The sequence below is a fragment of the Serratia sp. 3ACOL1 genome (assembly GCF_003668775.1).
Lineage (GTDB): Bacteria > Pseudomonadota > Gammaproteobacteria > Enterobacterales > Enterobacteriaceae > Chania > Chania fonticola.
Map to the genome: position 1 here is coordinate 1,106,414 of NZ_CP033055.1, position 20,693 is coordinate 1,127,106.

A 20,693-nucleotide genomic window follows, 5' to 3' on the forward strand; every position below is an offset into this window, starting at 1 on the left:
GTTATGTACTACGGTTTCGACATGGGCGGCACCAAGATTGAACTTGGGGTGTTCGACGCCAATCTGCAACGTATCTGGCAAAAGCGGGTGCCGACGCCGCGTGAAGACTACCGGCAACTGCTGGCGGTATTACGCGATCTCACCCATGAGGCCGATGCCGTTTGTGGTACGCAAGGGCTGGTGGGCATCGGCATTCCCGGGTTGCCAAACGAAGATGGTACCTTGTTTACCGCCAACGTCCCGGCCGCGATGGGACAGCCGTTGCCGCGCGATCTGAGCGCGCTGATTGGCCGTGAGGTCAAGGTCGATAACGACGCCAACTGCTTCACGCTCTCGGAAGCTTGGGACGAAGAGTTTCGCCATTACCCGACGGTGCTGGGCATCATCTTGGGCACCGGAGTTGGTGGTGGTTTGATCGTTAATGGTAAAGTGGTCTCTGGGCGTAACTTTATCACCGGAGAGTTTGGCCACTTCCGCTTGCCGGTGGATGCGCTGGAGGTGCTCGGGCGTGATATTCCTCGCGTTCCCTGTGGCTGCGGCCATGACGGTTGCATCGAGAATTACATCTCGGGCCGCGGATTTGAGTGGATGTACGCGCATTTTTATCAACAACAGTTGCCAGCGCAGCAAATCATTGCGCATTATCAGGCCGGTGAACCACAGGCTGTAGCACACGTAGAACGTTTTCTGGATGTCTTGGCCATTTGCCTGGGCAACCTGCTGACCATCATCGACCCCCACCTGGTGGTGATTGGCGGCGGCTTATCGAATTTTGCCGCAATTTATCAGGCGTTGCCCCAGCGTTTGCCTACCCATTTGTTACGGGTAGCCAAACTGCCACGCATCGAGAAGGCTCGCTATGGCGATGCTGGTGGTGTTCGTGGGGCAGCGTTCCTCAATTTGGTGGAAAGTCATAAATAAGGAGAGTTCATGCACACTCGCCATCGGTTGTGTCAGTTTCGCAAGAGTAAGCATGTGCGGCATCAGCGTTTTCGCTCGCGGATATTCCAACGCGATACCATGGCGGCGGCAGAGCTGAAAAAGCCGTTTGTCGTAGTGCTGACGGGGGCAGGGATCTCTGCCGAGTCCGGCATCCGTACTTTCCGCGCTGCCGATGGGCTGTGGGAAGAGCACAAGGTGGAAGATGTCGCCACCCTGGACGGTTTTCAGCGCGATCCTGCCTTGGTGCAGGAGTTTTATAATGCGCGCCGCCGGCAGCTACAGCAGTCGGATATCGGCCCTAATGCGGCTCATCGTGCGCTGGCCGATTTGGAAGAGTGGCTGGGGGAGGAGAACTTCCTGCTGGTTACGCAAAATATCGACAACCTGCATGAGCGCGCCGGTAGCAAGCAGGTGCTGCATATGCATGGCGAGCTGCTGAAAGTGCGCTGCACTAGCTCCGGGCAGGTGGTGGAATGGTTGGGAGACCTGAGCGTGGATGAACGTTGCCACTGCTGCCAGTTCCCTGCGCCTCTGCGACCCCACGTGGTGTGGTTTGGTGAAATGCCGTTGGGGATGGATGAGATTTACGCCGCGTTGGCCAAGGCGGATTTCTTTATCGCGATTGGCACCTCTGGCAATGTTTACCCGGCGGCAGGTTTTGTTCACGAGGCACGGTTGGGCGGGGCTTATACCATGGAGCTGAACCTGGAGCCAAGCCTGGTGGAAAGCCAGTTCGAAGAGAAGCATTACGGTCCGGCCAGCGAAGTGGTGCCACGCTTTGTGCACAAATTCCTGATGGGCAAGGTCGAGCGGGCGGATAAGCCTTAGCAGAATGTTGGGTGGGATTGGTGGCTTTAGTATGCCCCTCACCCTAACCCTCTCCCACAGGGAGAGGGGACCGATCGAGTTCGTTGATTGCTTTGCGTAATACCTTGTTTTACTTGTTCTTATTCTCTGCTTTCCAGAGCTGCTCGGGCTAATTACGCGCTCAGGACAGCTCCCTCTCCCTGTGGGAGAGGGTTGGGGTGAGGGGTCTCAGCGCCCAGCTTTTAGCTGCTGGAAGTAGGTTTCATACAGCGTACTGGTCTCACCCACATCATTTTGCCATTCACCGTTCTCAATCACCGCATCATCTGGATACAGCGACTTGTCGTTGGCGATCTCTTTAGGTAGCAGCTTTCTCGCGGCCAGATTGGGAGTAGGGTAACCGATGGTTTCCGCCACCTGCACCGCGATCTCTGGGCGCAGCAGGAAGTCGATCAGCTTCAACGCTCCCTCAACGTTCTTGGCTTTAGCCGGAATGGCCAGGCTATCCATCCAGAAGATCCCGCCTTCTTTCGGCCAGACGATCTCCAATGGGGTACCGGCCTGGCGCGCGACATAGGCGGAACCGTTCCATACCATGCCCAGATCGACTTCACCTTCCATATACGGATTACCCGGATTATCGGAGTTAAACGCCAGCACGTTTGGCATCAGCTTCTTGAGCTCGTTATAGGCAGCCTCGATCTGCTTAGGATCGGTGGTATTGCCCGAATAACCCAGTTTACGTAGCGCGACCTGGAACACTTCACGTGCATCATCGGTGAGCAGCACGCGGCCTTTGTATTCCGGTTTCCACAGATCGGCCCAGGCGGTTACGGTGTTGGTATCAATGGCATCCGAATTGACGCCAATGGCGGTGGCGCCCCAGATATAGGGAATGGAGTAATCGTTGTTGGGATCGAACGGCTTGTGCAACAGGTTGGGATCGAGATCGTTAAAGTGGCTGAGTTTGCTTTTGTCGATCTTTTGCAGCATCCCCTCCTTGCTCATCTTGGCGATGAAATAGGTGGAAGGGACTACCAGATCGTACGCGCCGTCCCGGTAGGTTTTGAGCTTGGCATACATGCTTTCGTTGGATTCATAGGTGGAGTAAATCACCTTGATACCGGTTTCTTTGGTGAACTGTTCCAGCAGCCCAGGCGGGACATACTCGGTCCAGTTGTAGAAATAGAGCGTTTTGCCGTCGTCCGCGGCGTTTGCCGAGCCAAGGCTCAGTGCCATCATCCCGGCTGCGAGCAGATGTGACCACTTTTTCATGGTACGGATCCTTTAGCAGTGCGTGTTTTTACAGTATAGCGTGATGCGCCATACCCCAGAGAGCGGCCATTATAGGTGGCGTACCCAGCGGGGTAAAGACGCTTATCCCGTTGGCAAATCAGTGTTTTTGCCGATCGCGCAACAGCAGTTGGCTGGTCAGCACCAGCGCTAGCGATAATACCAGCAGAATGGTCGCCAGGGCGTTAACTTCAGGAGATACGCCGACCTTCACCATCGAATAGATCTTCAAGGGCAAAATCTCGTAGCTTGGCCCGGTCACGAACGAAGAAACCACGACATCATCCATCGACAGCGTGAAGCTTAGCAGCCAACTGGCGGCGACGGCGGGCATGGCCAACGGCAGGATGATTTTGCGCAGGATCACCATTTCGCTGGCACCCAGATCGCGTGCGGCCTCCAGCATCTTGACGTCAAAGCCCTTCAGGCGCGCATAGACGGTGACCACCACAAAGGGCAGGCAGAAGGTGATATGCGAAAATAACAGCGACCAGAAGCCCAACGAGACCCCCAGCAGCATAAACAGCACCAGCAGCGAGATGGCCATGACGATATCCGGCGACATCATCACCACAAACAGCATGCCACCGACAAAGGGCTTCCCGCGAAAACGATAGCGGTATAACGCCACTGCCGCCAAAGAGCCGATCATGGTCGCAAAGCTGGCGGACAGCACCGCCATGGTCAGTGAATGCCCAGCGGCCTGCAACAGGCTGTCGTTGTTCATCAACATGCTGTACCAGTGGGTGGTAAAACCCCGCCAGTTGATGCCAAAGCGCGAGGTGTTAAACGAGTTAACGATCAGGATCACGATGGGAATATAGAGATAGGCGTAAATCAGGCTCATAAAGCCACCGCGCAATAGGCGTCCGATCATTCCAGCTCCCCCTTTTTGTTCAGCAGCTTGGCGGCCCGGTAATAGATCCACAGCATCAGCCCCATCACCAGCGTCAGGCAAATGCTGGTGGCGGCACCAAACGGCCAGTCACGGATATTCAGGAACTGGCTCTTGATGACGTTACCGATCAGCAGGTTTTTGGCTCCGCCCATCAGGTCGGCCACATAGAACAGGCCCATGGCGGGCAGCAGCACCAGCAGGCAACCGGCGATAATGCCTGGCATAGTCAGCGGAATGATGATGCGGATAAAGGTTTGCAGCTTGCTGGCCCCGAGATCGCGGGCCGCTTCCAGGCAGGATTTATCCAGCTTTTCCAGGCTGGAGTAGAGCGGCATCACCATAAACGGCAGCAAGATGTAGACCAGCCCCAGCACCACGGCGCCAGAGGTATACATAATGCGTAACGGCGTATCGATGATCCCGGCCCACATCAGGAACTCGTTCAGATAGCCGCGGGTGCTGAGAAACAGCTTCAGGCCATAGATACGGATCAGCGAGTTGGTCCAGAAGGGTACAATCAGCAGGAACAGCAGCAGCGGGCGCACCCTTTGCGGCAGGCGAGCCAGAATAAAGGCGAAGGGATAACCCAGCAGCAGGCAGCACAAGGTGGCGATCGCCGCCATGTTCAGCGAGTGCAGCATCACCTGACCATACAGGGGATCAAACAGCCGGGTGTAATTATCCAGAGTGAACACCATCTGCACCAGATTGGCGTCGTCACGGGTGAGGAAACTGGTGCCGATGATCATCAGGTTCGGCAGAAAAACAAACAGCACCAGCCAGCCGACGGTGCCGCTGATCACCAGGTTTTGCAGCAAATTACGCGATTTCTTCATCGGCCAGCACTACCTCCCAGCTTGCAACCCAGGTTATCGCCATCTTCTGGTTTAACGAGTGGTCAAAGTCAGGATCGTCTTCATTGAAGAATTCGCTGACCATCACCATCTTACCGTTTTCCAGTTCAACCACCGATTCTAGCGTCATGCCTTTATAGTTGCGTTCGCGCACGTAGCCGATTAGGCCATCTATCTGCTCGCTGTCGTTCACCTCTTCGACGCGCAGGTCTTCCGGTCGCAGCAGAACCTTCAGGGATTGCCCTGGCTCGACAGGGAGATCGGCGTAGATATCACACTCACGGCCTTCTACATGGGCACGCACCCGCTGCGGATCGATGCGATGTAGCACTACCGCATCAAAGATATTGATCTCACCGATAAAGCTGGCGACAAACAGGTTCCTGGGCTCTTCGTAGATTTCCCGTGGGGTACCGTCCTGTTCTATTCGTCCGTCACGCATCACCACAATCCGATCGGACATGGTCAGCGCCTCTTCCTGATCGTGCGTGACGAACACAAAGGTGATGCCCAATTGGCGCTGTAGCGCCTTCAACTCGTTCTGCATCTGCTTGCGCAGCTTGTAGTCCAGTGCCGAAAGCGACTCGTCGAGCAGTAACAGTTTAGGTTTATTCACCACGGCCCGGGCAATCGCGACCCGTTGTTGTTGCCCTCCAGATAGCTGATGCGGGCGGCGCTGAGCGAACTCGTCCAATTGCACCATGCGCAGGGCTTCCTCCACGCGCGGCGTTAACTCCGCCTCTGGGGTTTTCTGCATGCGCAGGCCAAAGGCGACATTTTCAAACACGGTCATATGGGGGAACAGGGCATAGCTTTGAAACACGGTGTTAACGTGCCGATGCTCGGCCGGGATGGCGGTGATGTCTTGCCCGTCGAGCACGATCTGCCCGTGGTCGGCATTTTCCAACCCGGCAATCAGCCGCAGCACGGTGGTTTTCCCGCAGCCGGAAGGGCCAAGCAGGGTCAGGAATTCACCATCGTTAATCTCAAGGTTGAGATCGCGAATGATCTCTTTGCCGTCAAAGCTTTTACTCAGGGCGTTCAGTGTAACCAAAGAGGATTGTTCAGTCATTTTAGTGTCTCTATCCCGTACGGTGGTGCAGATAGAACCGCCGCTGGAAAAGACTGCGCGAGCTTACGGGAGTGACCCGTCAGGTACTGAAGCTCAAAGCCAGCGGCGCCGATCAAAAATTTAAGAGGGCGCATGATAGACGCAGAATCCGGTAATTGAAAGCCAAACCGCCCATAAGTCATGCCAGTTGGCCGATTTTTGCGTCGATAGTGACCCTATTAAACCATCACTTGCTTTAATGATTTGTGTTAAATCTGATTATTAATGACCTGTCTCAATATTTGATCCGGATCGGTTCCGCATAATGAAACGCGAAATTCTGAGGGCGGAACCATGGATAAACTACTAGATCGCTTTTTTAACTACGTCTCATTTGACACACAGGCTAAAGCGAACGTCAAACATGTGCCTAGTACCGAAGGGCAACTGAAGCTGGCGCGTGCGTTGCAACAGGAAATGATTGGGCTGGGGTTTGAACGGGTATCGCTAAGCGAACATGGCTGCGTGATGGGCACGTTGCCTGGCAATGTGAGCTGGCCAGTGCCGGCCATTGGCTTTATTTCTCACCTTGATACCTCACCCGATTTTTCGGGTAAGCATGTGACACCGCAGATAGTGGAAAACTATCGCGGCGGTGACATTGCCTTGGGCATCGGTGATGAAGTGTTATCGCCGGTGATGTTCCCGATCTTGCATCAGATGCTGGGGCAAACGCTGATCACCACCGACGGCAAAACGCTGTTGGGGGCCGACGATAAAGCCGGGATTGCCGAGATCTTGACCGCGATGGTGCGGCTAAAGCAGCAAAAAATTCCTCACGGCGATATCCGCGTGGCGTTCACGCCGGATGAAGAAGTGGGCAAGGGAGCGCATTTCTTTGATGTTGCTGCGTTCGATGCAGAGTGGGCATACACCGTCGATGGTGGTGGTGTGGGCGAACTGGAGTGTGAAAACTTCAATGCGGCAGCAGTGACGGTGAAAATCGTCGGCAATAACGTACACCCTGGCAGTGCCAAAGGGGTTATGGTGAACGCGTTGTCGCTGGCAACCCGTTTCCAACAGGAGCTACCGGCCGAGGAAACACCGGAGCATACTGAGGGGTATCAGGGCTTTTACCATCTCAACAGCATCAAGGGGAACGTCGAACGTGCCGAGATGCACTACATCTTGCGGGATTTTGAGCGTGAAGGTTTTGAAGCACGCAAGCGCAAGATGATTGAAGTCGCGCAAAAGGTTGGCCGTGGGTTACCACGGGATTGCTACATTGAGGTGGCGATCGAGGATAATTACTACAACATGCGTGAGCAGGTGGCTGAGCATCCTCATGTGATCGAGCTGGCACAGCAGGCGATGCGGGACTGCGATATTGAGCCGGTGATGAAGCCGATCCGCGGTGGTACCGATGGTGCGCAGCTATCCTTCAAGGGGCTGCCTTGTCCAAACCTGTTTACCGGTGGCTATAACTTCCATGGCAAGCATGAGTTTATTACGCTGGAAGGGATGGAGCAGGCGGTGGCGGTGATTATGCGCATTGCTACTCTGAGCGCCGAGCGCGCTAAACGGTAGTTTTTGCGTTAACAGAATGAGTGAGGGGCTAGTTTACCCCTCACTCATTATGATTAGTCGTTAAAATACCAGTAACCGCTGTTAATTAACGCCGTCAGCAGGGCCAGGAACGACGGGTCGTCCACCGCGCCGCCCAGCAAGGTGGCATCAACGCTGGCGTGCTGGCACAGCGCATCGGCGGCTTGCAGATGTTCGGTGTCGATTAGCTCACCGTTGACAAAGCATTGGTCGCCAACGCGCAGCACGCGCAACCCACCCAAACGTTGTAATGGCTCACCCTGTTGCAGCAGTTCATAGATTTCACCGGCCTGATAAGGCGGCTCTGGCGGCGCGATGTCCAGCTCGTGGCGCGATTGCGAAATAAACTCGCCAAACCAGTTCTGGAAGTGCTCCGGCTGCTGCACCAGCTCCAGGATCATCCCACGCAGTGCATCGACCTCATGGGGGAGAACCATCGCCGGGTGATCGCGCAGCGCGATATCCGGATCGGTGTAACGTTTGCTGCCTAACTCGCGCGCTAGCACGTAGTCGGCATAGCCACTCACCATTTCGCGGCCATTCGGCGCGCGAAAACCGACGGAATAGTTGAGCGAGTTTTCCAGCGAGTAGCCTTCATGAGGGAATCCCGGTGGGATATACAGAATATCGCCAGGCTCCATCTCTTCGTCAATGATGGCGTCAAACGGCTCTACCTGTAAAAGGTCAGGGTGCGGGCAGTGCTGTTTCATCGGTACTTTTTCGCCCACGCGCCAACGGCGGCGGCCAGTCCCCTGAATGATGAACACGTCGTATTGATCGAGATGCGGGCCAACGCCGCCACCCGGCACCGAGAACGAAATCATCAGATCGTCCATGCGCCAGTCCGGCAGCTTACGGAACGGTTGCATCAGGGCACTGGATGGCTGATGCCAGTGATCAACGGCTTGCACCAGCAATGACCAGTTGTTCTCGCCCAGATGGTCGAAACTTTCGAACGGGCCGTGGCCAACCTGCCAGCGACCTTCCTGATGGCTCACCAGGCGGCTGTCCACCTCGTTTTCCATAGCCAACCCGGCCAGCTCATCCGGGGAAATCGGATCGATAAAGTTGCTAAAACCACGCTTGATAATTACCGGGCGCTTTTGCCAATAGCGTTGCAAAAAGTCGTTCCAGTCGAGATCTAATTGGTAATCCATGTTCTATTCCAGGATAGAGTGAGCCTGCAGGGATTATAACGGAAGTTAGGCCCCGTGGATCGGGGCCTGAGCGAGAGAATTTAATCGTGATGGTGGGAGTCGTGCTGGCGGGAGAAGGTGACCTCCATCCGTGCTCCACCCAGCGGGCTGTCGCTGATGGTAATTTGCCCGTCATATTGCTCGATGATCTCGGCGGCGACCGACAGGCCAATCCCCTGGCCGGGGCGCAGAGTATCGACGCGTTGGCCGCGTTGGAAGATCAACTCACGCTTGCTTTCCGGGATGCCGGGGCCGTCGTCATCAATGACGATCGTCAGGTATTTGTCCGAGTGCAGCGAGGTGATCTCCACAAACTCCAGGCAATATTTACAGGCGTTCTCCAGCACGTTGCCCATCACCTCCATAAAGTCGTTTTTCTCGCCCATAAAGGTGACTTCTGGTGAGATATCGAGGGTGATGACTACCCCTTTACGCTGATAGACCTTGTTCAGCGCCACGCTCAGGCTGTCGAGCAGGGCAGAAACCGAATGGATCTCGCGGGTCAGCACGGTTTGACCAGAGTTGATGCTGGCCCGATGCAGGTAATAACCAATCTGCTGCGAAATACGGCTAATCTGCTCGAGCATGATCGGCTCGACCTCTTCGATGGTGGTCTGCTTGCTGGAACGCAGCGAGCGCAGGGTGGTCTGCAATACCGCCAGCGGGGTTTTCAGGCTGTGGGTAAGGTCGGACAGCGTAGTGCGGTATTTGGTGTAGCGCTGGCGCTCGTTGCGCACCAGGATATTCAGGTTCCGTACCAGACCACGTAGTTCACTGGGGGGATTCTCATCCAGTTGCTCGCGCTCGCCGTTTTCCAATTCACCGACCTGGGTTATCAGCGCCTTGATCGGCCGCAAACTCCAATACGCAGCTAGCCACAGCAGAGGCACGACCAGTAGCAGATTGGCCAGTAGTACGTAGCTGAACCATTCCCATACCACGTCCGAGCGTTGCAGCTCCTGCGGAATGCTGTCGACCACCACAATGCTCAAGGCGGGCAGGCGTGGGGTGGCGGCATAGGTATTGACGGCCACCGAGTGGGTTAACGCCTCATGGTCGGTATCGTCATAGTCTTTCAACTGATCCTGGGCCTTGGGATTGTCGCCCAGCACTTCGCTACTGATCCGGGTGTCGGTGTCTATCTCATAGAAACCGGACTCTTCCAGCCACTCTTTCTGGATCCGTTTTTCCAGTTCCGGCACCGAGCGCTGGCTCCACAACAGGTTGCCTTTTTCGTCGTAGATAAACACCAGCGTTGGGGAGTTGAGATCGAGATCGGGCGGGATGGCAATGGTCAACTTCTGGTCTTTCCACTGCGCCAGGCTGAAGAACAGGTTGCTCTCACCGCGCAGCAGGCGGAAGGCGGTTTTATCAAAGCTGACGATATAGCCGACCACCGCAACCAGCCCGTAGGACAGCGACAGCGCCAGGATCACCCCGGCGGTGGCCATCAGAAAGCGGGCGCGCAGTGAGAAGGGCTTTTTATCTCTGTTGAACATTATGCTCACTTGGCATCGAAACGGTAGCCCTGACCACGTACGGTGGTGATCACTTCCTGTGGGTATTCGGCCTGTAGCTTTTTACGCAGGCGGCCCATTAATACGTCGATGGTGTGGCTTTCGCGCAGTTCGGCATCCGGGTAGAGTTGCAACATCAATGAATCTTTGCTGACCACTTTACCCGCGTTACGGATCAGCGTTTCGATAATGGTGTACTCAAAGGCCGTCAGTTTGATTTGCTGTTCGTTGACGCTCAGCTCACGGCGCGAGAGGTCGATCTGGAATGGCGGCAGTACGATCACCTGTGAAGCCAGGCCGCTATTGCGGCGCATCAAAGCCTGCATGCGGGCAATCACTTCTTCCAGGTGGAAGGGCTTGGTGACGTAATCATCGGCACCGGCTTCCAGCACCGCCACCTTATCCTGCCAGCTTTCGCGGGCGGTCAGCACCAGGATCGGCAACTTCATCTGGTTGGCACGCCAACGGCGGATCAGGCTCAGGCCGTCTTCACCCGGCAACCCGAGATCGACAATGGCGATATCAGGCGCATGTTCCTGCAGAAAATAGTCAGCTTCTTTGGCATCTTCTGCGGCATCAACCTGATGCCCCATTTCGCGCATTTGCACACTAAGATGGTGGCGCAATAGGCCATTGTCTTCAACAACCAGTACTCGCATGGTACAGACTCCTGTTGTTTAGGCGGGTGCAACACCAGGCACCCACACTGAAAAGGTTACACGCTGTTGGCCACGTTGTGGTAACGCGCATTAGCTGACCATTCCCTGATCGTTTGATTCTGTCATCCATTGATTATCGGCAATGGCTGATAAACGCAGGATAAACAGCGCAGTGCCAAAGGTAAACAAAACTTAAACAAAGCTGACTGCCTGAAGTGTGAGCGGGATCGCGGCAAAGGACTAAAGGTATCATTAAGGTATTATATAGGTATCGTAATGATGCTAATACCAGGAACCCTACACCGCTTTCCCGAGCCGATGCCGGGAAGGTAGCCAGCAAGGATACATAATAATGAAACGTCCTCATCTGAAGCTGTCTGTCATGATGTTTATCGAGTGGTTTATCTGGGGAGCGTGGTTTGTTCCCCTGTGGCAATACCTCAACAAACTGGGCTTTACACCGGGCGAAATTGCCTGGTCGTACAGCAGTACGGCGATTGCGGCAATCCTTTCGCCGGTGCTGGTTGGCGTCATTGCCGATCGCTACTTCGCCGCGCAAAAAGTCTTGGGCTGGTTGCATCTGGCTGGTGGGGTGCTGATGTTTATCATCGCCTGGCAAACCACCTTTGCCACCTTCTTCCCGCTGCTGGTGATTTATGCCATTACCTATATGCCGACCGTGGCGCTGACCAACAGCATCGCCTTTGCCAACATTACCGATACCGAAAAAGAGTTCCCGCGCATCCGCGTACTGGGCACCTTGGGTTGGATTGCCTCCGGTCTGGTGGTGGGCTTTATGCTGCCGCCGCTGCTGGGGTTAGGCAATATTTCCGATAGCAACCTGCCGTTAATCATTACCGGTGTGGCCTCGATCGCGCTCGGTTTGTACAGCTTTGTGCTGCCCAATACGCCAGCCAAAGGCTCTGGCCCGGTGGAAATCAAGGCGTTGCTGGGCCTGAATGCGCTTGGCCTGCTGAAGGATCGCTCATTTGCCACCTTCGCCCTGTGCTCGTTCCTGTTCTGCATGCCGTTGGCGTTTTACTACCAGTTTGCCAATGGCTATCTGACGCAGGTTGGGCTGCCGAATGCCACCGGCTGGATGACGCTGGGGCAGGTCTCGGAAATCTTCGCCATGCTGGCGCTGCCGATGCTGCTCAAGCGGTACGGTATCAAGAAGGTGCTGTTGCTGGGCTTTGTGACCGCAGCGATCCGCTATGTGTTCTTTATCTACGGCGGCACCGCCGACGTCTGGGCCTACAGCATGCTGTTCATGGGCATTTTGCTGCACGGTGTCAGCTACGATTTCTATTTCGTGACCGGCTATATCTACGTCGACAAAAAAGCGCCGCCGCATATGCGTACCGCCGCTCAAGGCCTGATCACCCTGATTTGCCAGGGGTTGGGCAGCTTTATCGGTAACTGGCTCGGGGGCCGTGCAATGACCACTTTCGCTCTCGAACAGCCGCGAGACGGTATGACATTTGACTGGTTCGCCGTGTGGGGCGTTGGTGCGGTGATGGTGGTGGGTGTCATGCTGCTGTTCCTACTGTTCTTCCGTGAACGCAGCGACAACATCACCCCGATTGACGTGGCACGGTCTTAATTCGTTGCGCCGGGCGTGTTGCCCGGCAAGGTAAAAATTCAGGAGAAACAGATGAAGCAGTTAACCCAGGAACAACGCGTGGTGGGCGCACTTTATGGCCAAATGCTGGGCGACGCGCTCGGTATGCCTTCCGAGCTGTGGCCGCGTGAGCGGGTTAAGCGCCACTTTGGCTGGATCGACCGTTTCCTTGACGGCCCGGCGGAGAACAACGCCGCCTGCTATTTCACGGCAGCGCAGTATACCGATGATACTTCGATGGCTCTGGCGCTCGCCGACGCGTTGATCGAGGCCGACGGTCAAGTGGTGCCGGAGCTGATTGCCCGCAATGTGATCCGCTGGGTCGATAGTTTTGACGCCTTCAACAAAAACATCCTTGGCCCAAGTTCCAAACTGGCGCTGGGGGAGCAGAAGAAGGGCACGCCGATTAGCGATTTGGAAAACAACGGTGTGACCAACGGCGCGGCGATGCGGGTTTCCCCGTTGGGCTGTGTGCTGCCTTCTGCGCCGTTGGAGCAGTTTTGCCAGCAGGTTTGGCTGGCCTCCAGCCCGACGCATAAATCCGATATCGCGGTTGCCGGTGCGGTGGTGATTGCCTGGGCAGTTGCCAAGGCGGTCGAAGGGGCTAGTTGGGCAGAGATCCGCCTGGCCTTGCCAGGGGTGGCAGATTACGCTCAGCGCCGCCAGAGCACCACCTTCAGTGCTTCTTTAGCTGCGCGCATCGAACTGGCCTTCCAGGTAGTCGAACAGGCTGGCGGTACCGAGCAGGCCTCAGAACGGGTCTACCAGCTGGTTGGCGCAGGGGTCAGCACCATAGAATCCGTACCGGCCGCGTTGGCGATGGTCGAACTGGCGCAAACCGATCCTACCCGCTGTGCGATCCTGTGCGCCAATCTGGGCGGTGATACCGACACCATTGGCGCGATGGCCACGGCGATCTGCGGTGCCCTGAACGGTATCGACGCGTTCGACGCGGCCATGTTGGCAGAACTGAAGCGGGTGAATCCGCTGGATATCAACCACTACGCGCAGGCCTTTCTCCGTTTCCGCCAGCGCTGGCAGGAGGCTGAATGAGTCACGAAAGACGCGAGTTATTGCAGACGCTGACCCAGGGCGGCTGGCATCAGCAGTGCCCGGTGACGGTGATTGGCGCAGCGGTAATGGATATGGTGGTGAGCGCCGATGCGTTGCCGGTGCGCGGTGGCGATGTGTCGGCCCAGATGCAGGGGCTGCATTTAGGGGGCTGCGCGCTGAATATCGCTGTGGCTCTGCGCCAGTTGGGCATTACCAGCCGCAATTTGTTGCCGGTGGGCGAAGGCGTGTGGGCAGAGCGTTTGCGTAGCGAGATGGCGCAGCGCGGCGTGAGTTCCGATCTGCAAGTGGGTGGTGAGGATAACGGCTGGTGTCTGGCGTTGGTCGAGCCGGACGGTGAGCGCACCTTTATCTCTATCGATGGCATAGAGAACCAGTGGCAGCCGGAGTGGTTGGCAGACGTGACGCCACAAAGCGGGCTGGTTTACCTCTCCGGTTATCAACTGGGTGCCCGGCAGGGCCACGTGCTGGTGGATTGGCTGTTACGCCTGCCCGCACAGGTGCGGGTGGTGCTGGATATTGGCCCGCGCATTGACGTGATGGCGCAGAGCCTGTTGCAACGCCTGATCCGCCCTGGGGTGATCCTGACGCTAAACCAGCGTGAAGCTCAGCACCTTGGCATGCAGGAAGATATTGCCGGTTTTTGCCAGCAATTATGGTCAACCACCGGGCAACTAGTGATTGTGCGCTGCGGCGGGGAAGGCGGATATTACTTTGCCGGGCCGGAGGATCAAGGCTGGATCGCCGCTCGCCAGGTCAAAGTGGTAGACAGTATTGGTGCTGGCGATAGCCACAGCGCCGGTTTGCTCGCCGGATTGGCACTGGGCCTGACCGCTCGCCAAAGCATGATGCTAGCCAATAGCATCGCCGGTTACGTGGTATCGCAGGCCGGTGGAGATTGTGCGCCAACCTTGGCTGAGCTCTTGGCCAGCGAGGAACTCAATCCTCGCTAATAAACTCGTACATGTCGCTGCGGCAGAAGCTTTCGCTGTATTCGATGGGCTTTTTCCGGCTGTCGAACAGCGTTTGCTTGATGATCAGCAGCGGCATCGGTTCTTTCAGCTGTAGCGCTTTCAGGGTTTCGTCATCGCTCATGGCGGCGCTAACCTGGCTACGTAGCGATCCCAACTCCACGTTGTTCAAACGGAAGTAGTCATACAGGGAAACGCCGATGTCCTCAACGTTGGCTATGGCTTCTGCCACCACGTAAGACACCGCTACCGACATGGGGCGCTGATCGATAAAGTGAATGCGTTTGAGTTTGTACACCGGCGTATGCTCGGCCAGCGACAGCTTCTCGGCCAGTGCGCTATCTGCCGGGATCTGTTCACGACTGAGCCACATGGTGTCCGGCTTACGGCCTTGCAGCATTACTTCGCGTGAAAAGCCTTTCACATCCGCCAGCGAATAAGCCAGTTTAGGTTGAGCCACGGTATTTTGAATGAAGGTGCCATAGCCCCGCGAGCGGCCGATAATGCCGTCCTGCTCCAGGCAGGCCAAGGCTTTGCGTACCGTAATGCGCGAGATCCCCAGCCGCTCGGTGAAATGGCGCTCACTGGGCAGAAAATCCCCCTGGCTCAATATGCCAAGCTCAATGGCCTGCCGTACCGATTCGTTAAAGCGCAGGTAGAGCGGCATAGCGCCAGCGCTGGTCAGATCTTGTTGCAGTTTGTCCAGCAGGCGCTGGTTGGGATCCGTGCTCATAGATGACCGAAATCCTGTAGCCTCAATGCGATAGCTTATTTAAGGTGATTTCGCCGGGCTGTGCAACCGTGTGGAGCAAGATCTGTGGAGATCAAACTCGCTACGTAGGAGCGCAGCATGCTGCGACTGTTTGGATAATCAATGGTGAGCCGGTGCCCACTGTTTCCCCTCACCCCAACCCTCTCCCCAAAAAGGAGAGGGGGCCGGTACGGTGCTATAGCTAGGTATGAAAGACAATCTGTAACACCAACGATCAAGTCAAAACGTAGGAGCGCTGCATGCTGCGACTGTTTGGATAATCAATGGTGAGCCGGTGCCCACTGTTTCCCCTCACCCCAACCCTCTCCCCAAAAAGGAGAGGGGGCCGGTACGGCGCTATAGTCAGGTATGAGAGACAATCTGTAACACCAACGATCAAGTCAAAACGTAGGGGCGCTGCATGCTGCGCCCGTTGTGGTGTTTACTGCTGGGAAGGTTTGGCGGCGCTGTTCTCCCGTATTTCTTTGACCTGATCGGCGGTGACCGGAGCGGCGTTATTCCCCCAACTGGTGCGCACAAAAGTGGCAATCTGGGCCACCTGCTGGTCGCTCAGACGCCAGCCAAAGTCCGGCATGGTGAGTCCGGTAGGGGCTTCTATAGTCATCGGCGTACGTGAACCATTCAAAATGATGCTGATCACCGAAGCAGGGTCTTCCGCCAGCAACGCCGGATTATGGGCCAACTGTGGGAAGGTGTTGCGATAGCCCTGGCCATCGCTGCGGTGGCAGGCGGCGCAGTTGTCCAGATAAGCCTGCCCGCCAGGGTTGCCTTGGCCGGTGTTGTAGAGTGCCAGCGGCTGGTTGGTCGTTGGCGTTTTTTGCTCATCCCCCGCAGGTAGCGATTTCAGATAGGCGGCGATCGCCTGCAAATCCTCATCGCTCAGGTGCTGAGTGCTGTCTTGTACCACGTCTACCATGGAGCCAAAGGCGGCAAATCTGTCGCTGTGGCCGGTTTTCAGGAAACGGCTCAGATCTGCCGCGTTCCAACTACCCAGCCCGCTGAGCGCATCGCCACGCAGGCTGGCGGCGTGCCAACCTTCCAGCGTCCCACCGCTCAGATAGGTGTCATCCGTCTGGTTCAACGCTTTCTCTTGGAAGCCAATGCCGCGCGGCGTATGGCAACTGCCGCAGTGGCCCAATCCCTGAACCAGATAGGCTCCACGGTTCCATTGTGCGCTTTGGTTAGCATCTGGCTGATAGGCGCCATCCTCGCGGAATATGCCGTCCCACATTGCCAACGGCCAGCGCATATTCAGCGGCCATGGGATATCGCTAGCCTTGTTCTGCTGCACCACCGGCGTTACCCGTTGGGTGAAGTAGAGATACAGATCGCGTATATCCTCATCATTGATTTTGGCGAAAGAGGGATAGGGCATGGCCGGGTAGAGCCGAGTGCCATCGCGCCTAATGCCTTTACGCAGGGCGTCGGCAAACTCTTGTAGATCGTAGGCACCGATGCCAGTGGTTTTGTCTGGAGTGATATTGGTGGAATAGATCGCGCCAACCGGGGTGGTCATCTTCAGCCCACCGGCGAACGCCATGCCACCTGGCGCGGTATGGCAGGCGGCACAGTCACCGGCGCGGGCCAGATATTCGCCATGAGCGATTTGCCCGACCTGGTGGGTATCCTCGGCGGCCTGAGCGCTGGCGCTTAATACCAGCAAGGCCAGCAGCGAGAGGGTTAATCCTTTCATCGTCTTCTCCTTGCGTATCAGGCCTGAACCAACGGGCCGGGGTTGTTCAGATACTGATTACGGATCGCTTCCGCTGAATAATAGGCCAGCGCACCGACGATCCCGGTGGGGTTATAAGCCAGGTTCTGCGGGAAGGCGCAGGCGCCAGTGACAAACACGTTGGGCACGTCCCAGCATTGCAGGTACTTGTTCACCACGCTGGTTTTTGGGTTGTCGCCGGTGATTGCTCCGCCGGTAGTGTGGGTGGATTGATACGGGCGCACGTCATAGTGCGAACCGCTGTCCATCACCGAAATTGCCATCTGCTTCGGCTCCATGGCTTTGGCGATGTTCGCCATCTTGCTGGTAATGTGCTGGGTCATCTTGATCTCGTTAGCCTTCCAGTCGAAGGTCATGCGCAGCAGCGGTAGCCCATAGGCGTCCCGATAGGTGGGATCGAGATCGAGATAGCAGTCGCGATAGGGCATCACCGAGCCTTCAGAGCCAATGCTCATCGAGTGCTGATAATTCTCTTTGATACCTTGTTTCCAGCCACTGCCCCAGGTGGGTGTCCCCGGCGGTAACGACATCTGCTGGATCGGCCGGCCTCCGGTGCGGGTGGCGGAAATATAGGCGCCGCCGATAAAGCCCAGCGCGCCGTGATCGAAGTTTTCCGAGTTGAGATCGTCGATTACCGTGCCCGCAGCTCCGGCTCCGATAAACGGGTTGAAGTGGGTGTCCTTATCGTAAAAAAGCGAAATGCCGCTATTCATCTGATAGGCGTAGTTCTTGCCAACGACCCCTTCGCCGGTGACGGGGTCATAAGGTTTACCGATGCCGGAGAGTAGTAGCAGACGCACGTTATGCAGTTGGAAGGCGCTGAGGATCACCAGGTCCGCCGGTTGTTCAATCTGTTGGCCTTGGGCGTCGACATAGGTGACACCGGTCGCCTTTTTGCCGCTGCTGTCCAGATTGACCTTGATGACCTGCGACTGAGTGCGCAATTCAAAGTTTTTCCGCTTCATCAACACCGGCAGAATGGTGGTTTGCGGTGAGGCCTTGGAGTACATAAAGCAGCCGAAGCGCTCACAGTAACCGCAGTAGTTACAAGGGCCGAGTTGCACGCCGTAGGGATTGGTATAAGGCTCCGAGCAGTTGGCCGCTGGAATGCTGAACGGGTGATAGCCGAGCGACTCGGCCGCCTTGCCAAACAGCGAACCAGAATAGAGCTGCTTGAGGGGCGCAGTGGGATATTCGCTGGTGCGTGGCCCTTCGAACGGGTTGCCGCCTTTGACGATATTGCCTTGCAGGTTACCGGCCTTGCCAGCGGTACCACAGACCTTCTCGAACTTATCGAAGTAAGGCTCCAGCTCGGTGTAACTGAGAGGGTAATCCTGCAACAACATGCCTTCTGGCACCCATTTGTCGCCATACTTTTCCGTCACCGTGGTACGCATTTTCAGATCGGCGGGCAGGGCGCGCCAGTGCATGCCGTTCCAGTGGACGCCTGCACCGCCAACGCCGTTGCCGGGCAAAAAGGATCCAAGCTGACGATAAGGCACGGCGAAATCCGCTGGCGTATGGCGCACGGTGACGGTTTCGTGCGCCATCTCCTGCTCCAGTTTCAGGCGGATGCCATAGGTCAATTCGTCGGCAATCCGTGGATAGGCAAAGTCAGGGTAGGTATCGCGTTGCTCACCGCGCTCCAGTGCCAATACGCTCAGGCCGGTTTCGGTCAGTTCCATGCCCATAATGGCACCGGTCCAGCCAAATCCGACAATCACCACGTCTACCGGTGGTTTTTTTATCGTGCTCATTTATGCATTCCTTTTGCTGGAGATACTGACCGGGCCAAGGGGATAGGCCTGATTAGGATGATCGACCCAGTCGGTGTAATCCGCCCGCGCACCAGGGAAGCCGATCAGTTTCCATGAGGCCATCGACTGATTACCGCCGTGCTGCGGATCGGCCAGATAACCCTCTTTGGTGTTTTGCAGCAGTTGGTTGAAAAAGGCTTTGCCGGGCAGGGTCTCGGAGTCCAGTTCACCTTTTTCCAACGCCGTTAGGAGCTGCTCTTGCTGGGCATGATCCAGATCCGCAAAGGCTTTCTGGTACTGCTGCTGGCAGTGCGCATTGAGGCCGCGAATGCCAATGCGGTAGGTATCACGCGGCGTCAGTTTGGACTGATAGCCTAATTCAGGGGCCGAAGGGACAAACGGCGGGTGCATATACCACAGGCCACCGTGGCCATAAGGCGTTTCCATTTGCTTATCGATAAAGATCGGCACGCCTTCTTCGACGGCCCCGGGGCCGTTGCTATCGCTGGGGATCAGACGATCGCAGGCCGCCAACAGGAAGCGCCATTCCTCGTTATTGAAATAAGCGGGAACATAGTGAGAGGAGACACCTGCAGCGGAGGCTGGTAGGGGCGTCAATGTCAGAACGCCGGTACCTCCAGCGGCTGCCAGTGGTATTAGTGCTAGCGTTTTCTTTAGAAAGTTCCGCCGAGGCGGTACTGGAGAGTGCTGTCGAGACATAATTCCACCTTGAATTACCCGTCGTCTTTCAAGCTGCAGCGTTGTTACCTGCACTATCACACCCCAGTCACTTACTAAGTGTAAGCTCTTGGGGATGAGATAGTTTGTCGCCTAGCTGCAGCTTGAAATCCATAGGCTACCTGCTTCACAGAAATGCCCGCGTGGCCGCTGTCTTGGGCCGTAAAAACGGGCAGAGGGAGTTGCTATTCCATGACCAATAATGATTAGCAAGCTACTGGTATGGTGATTCAAGTTTACGTCTTGGCCGCTAAAACAAACAATAAAGCATCTGTATCAAAACATTTTCTTCACATTGTTTTTGATTTAGATCATTTCATTAACAATTTACCTTGACTAAAGCCCCTAACGGGCGGTTGGTGATTGGTCTAGTCGCTGGGGTTAATTGGTCTGTATGCTGCGATCTGGCATCGGTATATGCTGTTGCGGAGAACCTACTTTTGCTGCAACCAGACGGAATACTTTTATGGCGATAAATCAATATGGTCAGCCGGTGGGCGAACCCTTGGTGCAATGGCATGCCTTGCCACGGCCGCAGGAGGTGACGCTGACGGGCAAATTTTGCCGCCTCGCGATGTTGGACGCCGAGCGGGACTTTGCCGCGCTGTTTGCGGCTTACCAGCTAGCGCCAGATGGCCGTGACTGGACTTACCTGATGAGGGAGCGGCCGGATAGCCCGCAGGAGCTGTGTGCGCATCTGGAAAACCTACAGGCCAACCCGGCGTTGGTGAATCTGGTGGTGTTCGATTTAGCCACCGATCTGCCCGTCGGCACGGTGGCCTTTATGCGGATTGAAGAGGCCAGCGGCGTGTTGGAAATTGGCCACGTCTGTTGGTCACCGCTGATGAAGCAGCGCTCCTGCGCCACCGAGGCGATTTACCTGATGCTGCGCCACACCTTTGATGAGTTGGGTTACCGCCGCTGCGAATGGAAATGCGATAGCCTGAATGCGCCTTCCAGGCAGGCAGCGCAACGCTTTGGTTTCCAATATGAAGGGCGTTTTATGCAGGCATTGGTTACCAAGGGCCGCAACCGGGATACCGACTGGTTCGCCATGATCGACCAAAACTGGCCGCAGATGCGTAGTGCGTTCGAAGGTTGGCTGGCTGACGAGAACTTTGGCTCTGATGGCCAGCAGATACAGCGTTTGCAGGCGTTTATGCCGCCAAACAGCTAACCGACTCATTTCTTGGTAGGGGCGCTGCATGC

Annotated in this window: 18 protein-coding genes; 7 read left to right on the forward strand and 11 right to left on the reverse strand. The window is 56.2% G+C overall.

Annotated features, from left to right (window positions below):
- Positions 1 to 3 precede the first annotated feature (3 nt).
- Positions 4 to 921, forward strand: a complete 918-nt coding sequence (gene nagK, locus D9980_RS05085) for an N-acetylglucosamine kinase (RefSeq protein WP_121606602.1) — start codon at positions 4 to 6, stop codon at positions 919 to 921.
- A 9-nt stretch (positions 922 to 930) separates the two neighbouring features.
- The gene (cobB, locus tag D9980_RS05090; protein WP_024485240.1) at positions 931 to 1,770 is read left to right on the forward strand and encodes a Sir2 family NAD+-dependent deacetylase; all 840 of its coding nucleotides are present in this window, start codon (positions 931 to 933) and stop codon (positions 1,768 to 1,770) included.
- A gap of 207 nt (positions 1,771 to 1,977) precedes the next feature.
- Here cobB and potD read toward each other — a convergent pair whose 3' ends face one another.
- From potD to potA, 4 genes are all read right to left on the reverse strand, one after another.
- On the reverse strand, positions 1,978 to 3,024 hold the full coding sequence (potD, locus tag D9980_RS05095) for a spermidine/putrescine ABC transporter substrate-binding protein PotD (protein ID WP_121606603.1): 1,047 nt from the start codon (positions 3,022 to 3,024) through the stop codon (positions 1,978 to 1,980).
- Between the two features lie 118 nt (positions 3,025 to 3,142).
- Positions 3,143 to 3,919 (reverse strand): spermidine/putrescine ABC transporter permease PotC, encoded by a 777-nt coding sequence (gene potC, locus D9980_RS05100; RefSeq protein ID WP_021804693.1) that lies wholly within the window; start codon positions 3,917 to 3,919, stop codon positions 3,143 to 3,145.
- Positions 3,916 to 4,776, reverse strand: a complete 861-nt coding sequence (gene potB / locus D9980_RS05105) for a spermidine/putrescine ABC transporter permease PotB (RefSeq protein WP_024485242.1) — start codon at positions 4,774 to 4,776, stop codon at positions 3,916 to 3,918. Before potB ends, potC begins: the two co-directional genes overlap by 4 nt.
- Positions 4,760 to 5,866 (reverse strand): spermidine/putrescine ABC transporter ATP-binding protein PotA, encoded by a 1,107-nt coding sequence (potA, locus tag D9980_RS05110; RefSeq protein ID WP_121606604.1) that lies wholly within the window; start codon positions 5,864 to 5,866, stop codon positions 4,760 to 4,762. The genes potB and potA overlap by 17 nt, the downstream gene beginning before the upstream one ends.
- A 333-nt stretch (positions 5,867 to 6,199) precedes the next feature.
- Between potA and pepT the strand changes: the two genes are divergently transcribed.
- Entirely contained in the window at positions 6,200 to 7,432 is a 1,233-nt protein-coding gene (gene pepT, locus D9980_RS05115) for a peptidase T (protein WP_024485244.1), read from the forward strand.
- Between the two features lie 53 nt (positions 7,433 to 7,485).
- Here the strand turns inward: pepT and D9980_RS05120 are convergent, their stop codons facing one another.
- From D9980_RS05120 to phoP, 3 genes are all read right to left on the reverse strand, one after another.
- Entirely contained in the window at positions 7,486 to 8,607 is a 1,122-nt protein-coding gene (locus tag D9980_RS05120) for a cupin domain-containing protein (RefSeq protein WP_121606605.1), read from the reverse strand.
- Positions 8,608 to 8,687: 80 nt separating this feature from the next.
- On the reverse strand, positions 8,688 to 10,145 hold the full coding sequence (phoQ, locus tag D9980_RS05125; RefSeq protein WP_021804689.1) for a two-component system sensor histidine kinase PhoQ: 1,458 nt from the start codon (positions 10,143 to 10,145) through the stop codon (positions 8,688 to 8,690).
- 5 nt (positions 10,146 to 10,150) lie between these two features.
- The gene (gene phoP, locus D9980_RS05130) at positions 10,151 to 10,822 is read right to left on the reverse strand and encodes a two-component system response regulator PhoP (RefSeq protein WP_021804688.1); all 672 of its coding nucleotides are present in this window, start codon (positions 10,820 to 10,822) and stop codon (positions 10,151 to 10,153) included.
- Positions 10,823 to 11,174: 352 nt separating this feature from the next.
- Here phoP and D9980_RS05135 point away from each other — a divergent pair, with 352 nt between their 5' ends.
- From D9980_RS05135 to D9980_RS05145, 3 genes are read left to right on the forward strand one after another with little or no spacing between them, the layout of a single operon-like run.
- On the forward strand, positions 11,175 to 12,425 hold the full coding sequence (locus tag D9980_RS05135) for a nucleoside permease (protein ID WP_121606606.1): 1,251 nt from the start codon (positions 11,175 to 11,177) through the stop codon (positions 12,423 to 12,425).
- A 51-nt stretch (positions 12,426 to 12,476) separates the two neighbouring features.
- The gene (locus D9980_RS05140) at positions 12,477 to 13,496 is read left to right on the forward strand and encodes an ADP-ribosylglycohydrolase family protein (RefSeq protein ID WP_024485248.1); all 1,020 of its coding nucleotides are present in this window, start codon (positions 12,477 to 12,479) and stop codon (positions 13,494 to 13,496) included.
- Complete coding sequence (locus D9980_RS05145; protein WP_121606607.1) at positions 13,493 to 14,467, forward strand: PfkB family carbohydrate kinase; 975 nt, start codon at positions 13,493 to 13,495, stop codon at positions 14,465 to 14,467. Before D9980_RS05140 ends, D9980_RS05145 begins: the two co-directional genes overlap by 4 nt.
- Here D9980_RS05145 and D9980_RS05150 read toward each other — a convergent pair.
- From D9980_RS05150 to D9980_RS05165, 4 genes are all read right to left on the reverse strand, one after another.
- Positions 14,454 to 15,218, reverse strand: coding sequence for a GntR family transcriptional regulator (locus D9980_RS05150; RefSeq protein WP_024485250.1), 765 nt, complete (start codon positions 15,216 to 15,218; stop codon positions 14,454 to 14,456). The genes D9980_RS05145 and D9980_RS05150 overlap by 14 nt on opposite strands.
- 460 nt (positions 15,219 to 15,678) lie before the next feature.
- A complete protein-coding gene (locus D9980_RS05155) occupies positions 15,679 to 16,950 on the reverse strand; it encodes a cytochrome c (RefSeq protein WP_046808179.1) in 1,272 nt (423 codons plus the stop codon).
- Positions 16,951 to 16,967: 17 nt separating this feature from the next.
- Positions 16,968 to 18,746 (reverse strand): GMC family oxidoreductase, encoded by a 1,779-nt coding sequence (locus D9980_RS05160; RefSeq protein ID WP_121606608.1) that lies wholly within the window; start codon positions 18,744 to 18,746, stop codon positions 16,968 to 16,970.
- Positions 18,747 to 19,466, reverse strand: coding sequence for a gluconate 2-dehydrogenase subunit 3 family protein (locus tag D9980_RS05165; RefSeq protein ID WP_121606609.1), 720 nt, complete (start codon positions 19,464 to 19,466; stop codon positions 18,747 to 18,749).
- 484 nt (positions 19,467 to 19,950) lie between these two features.
- On the opposite strand from D9980_RS05165, the gene D9980_RS05170 reads away from it, so the two are divergent.
- Positions 19,951 to 20,661 carry a GNAT family N-acetyltransferase gene (locus D9980_RS05170; RefSeq protein WP_121606610.1) on the forward strand — a complete coding sequence of 237 codons (711 nt, stop codon included), beginning with the start codon at positions 19,951 to 19,953 and terminating at the stop codon, positions 20,659 to 20,661.
- The last annotated feature ends 32 nt before the right edge of the window (positions 20,662 to 20,693 follow it).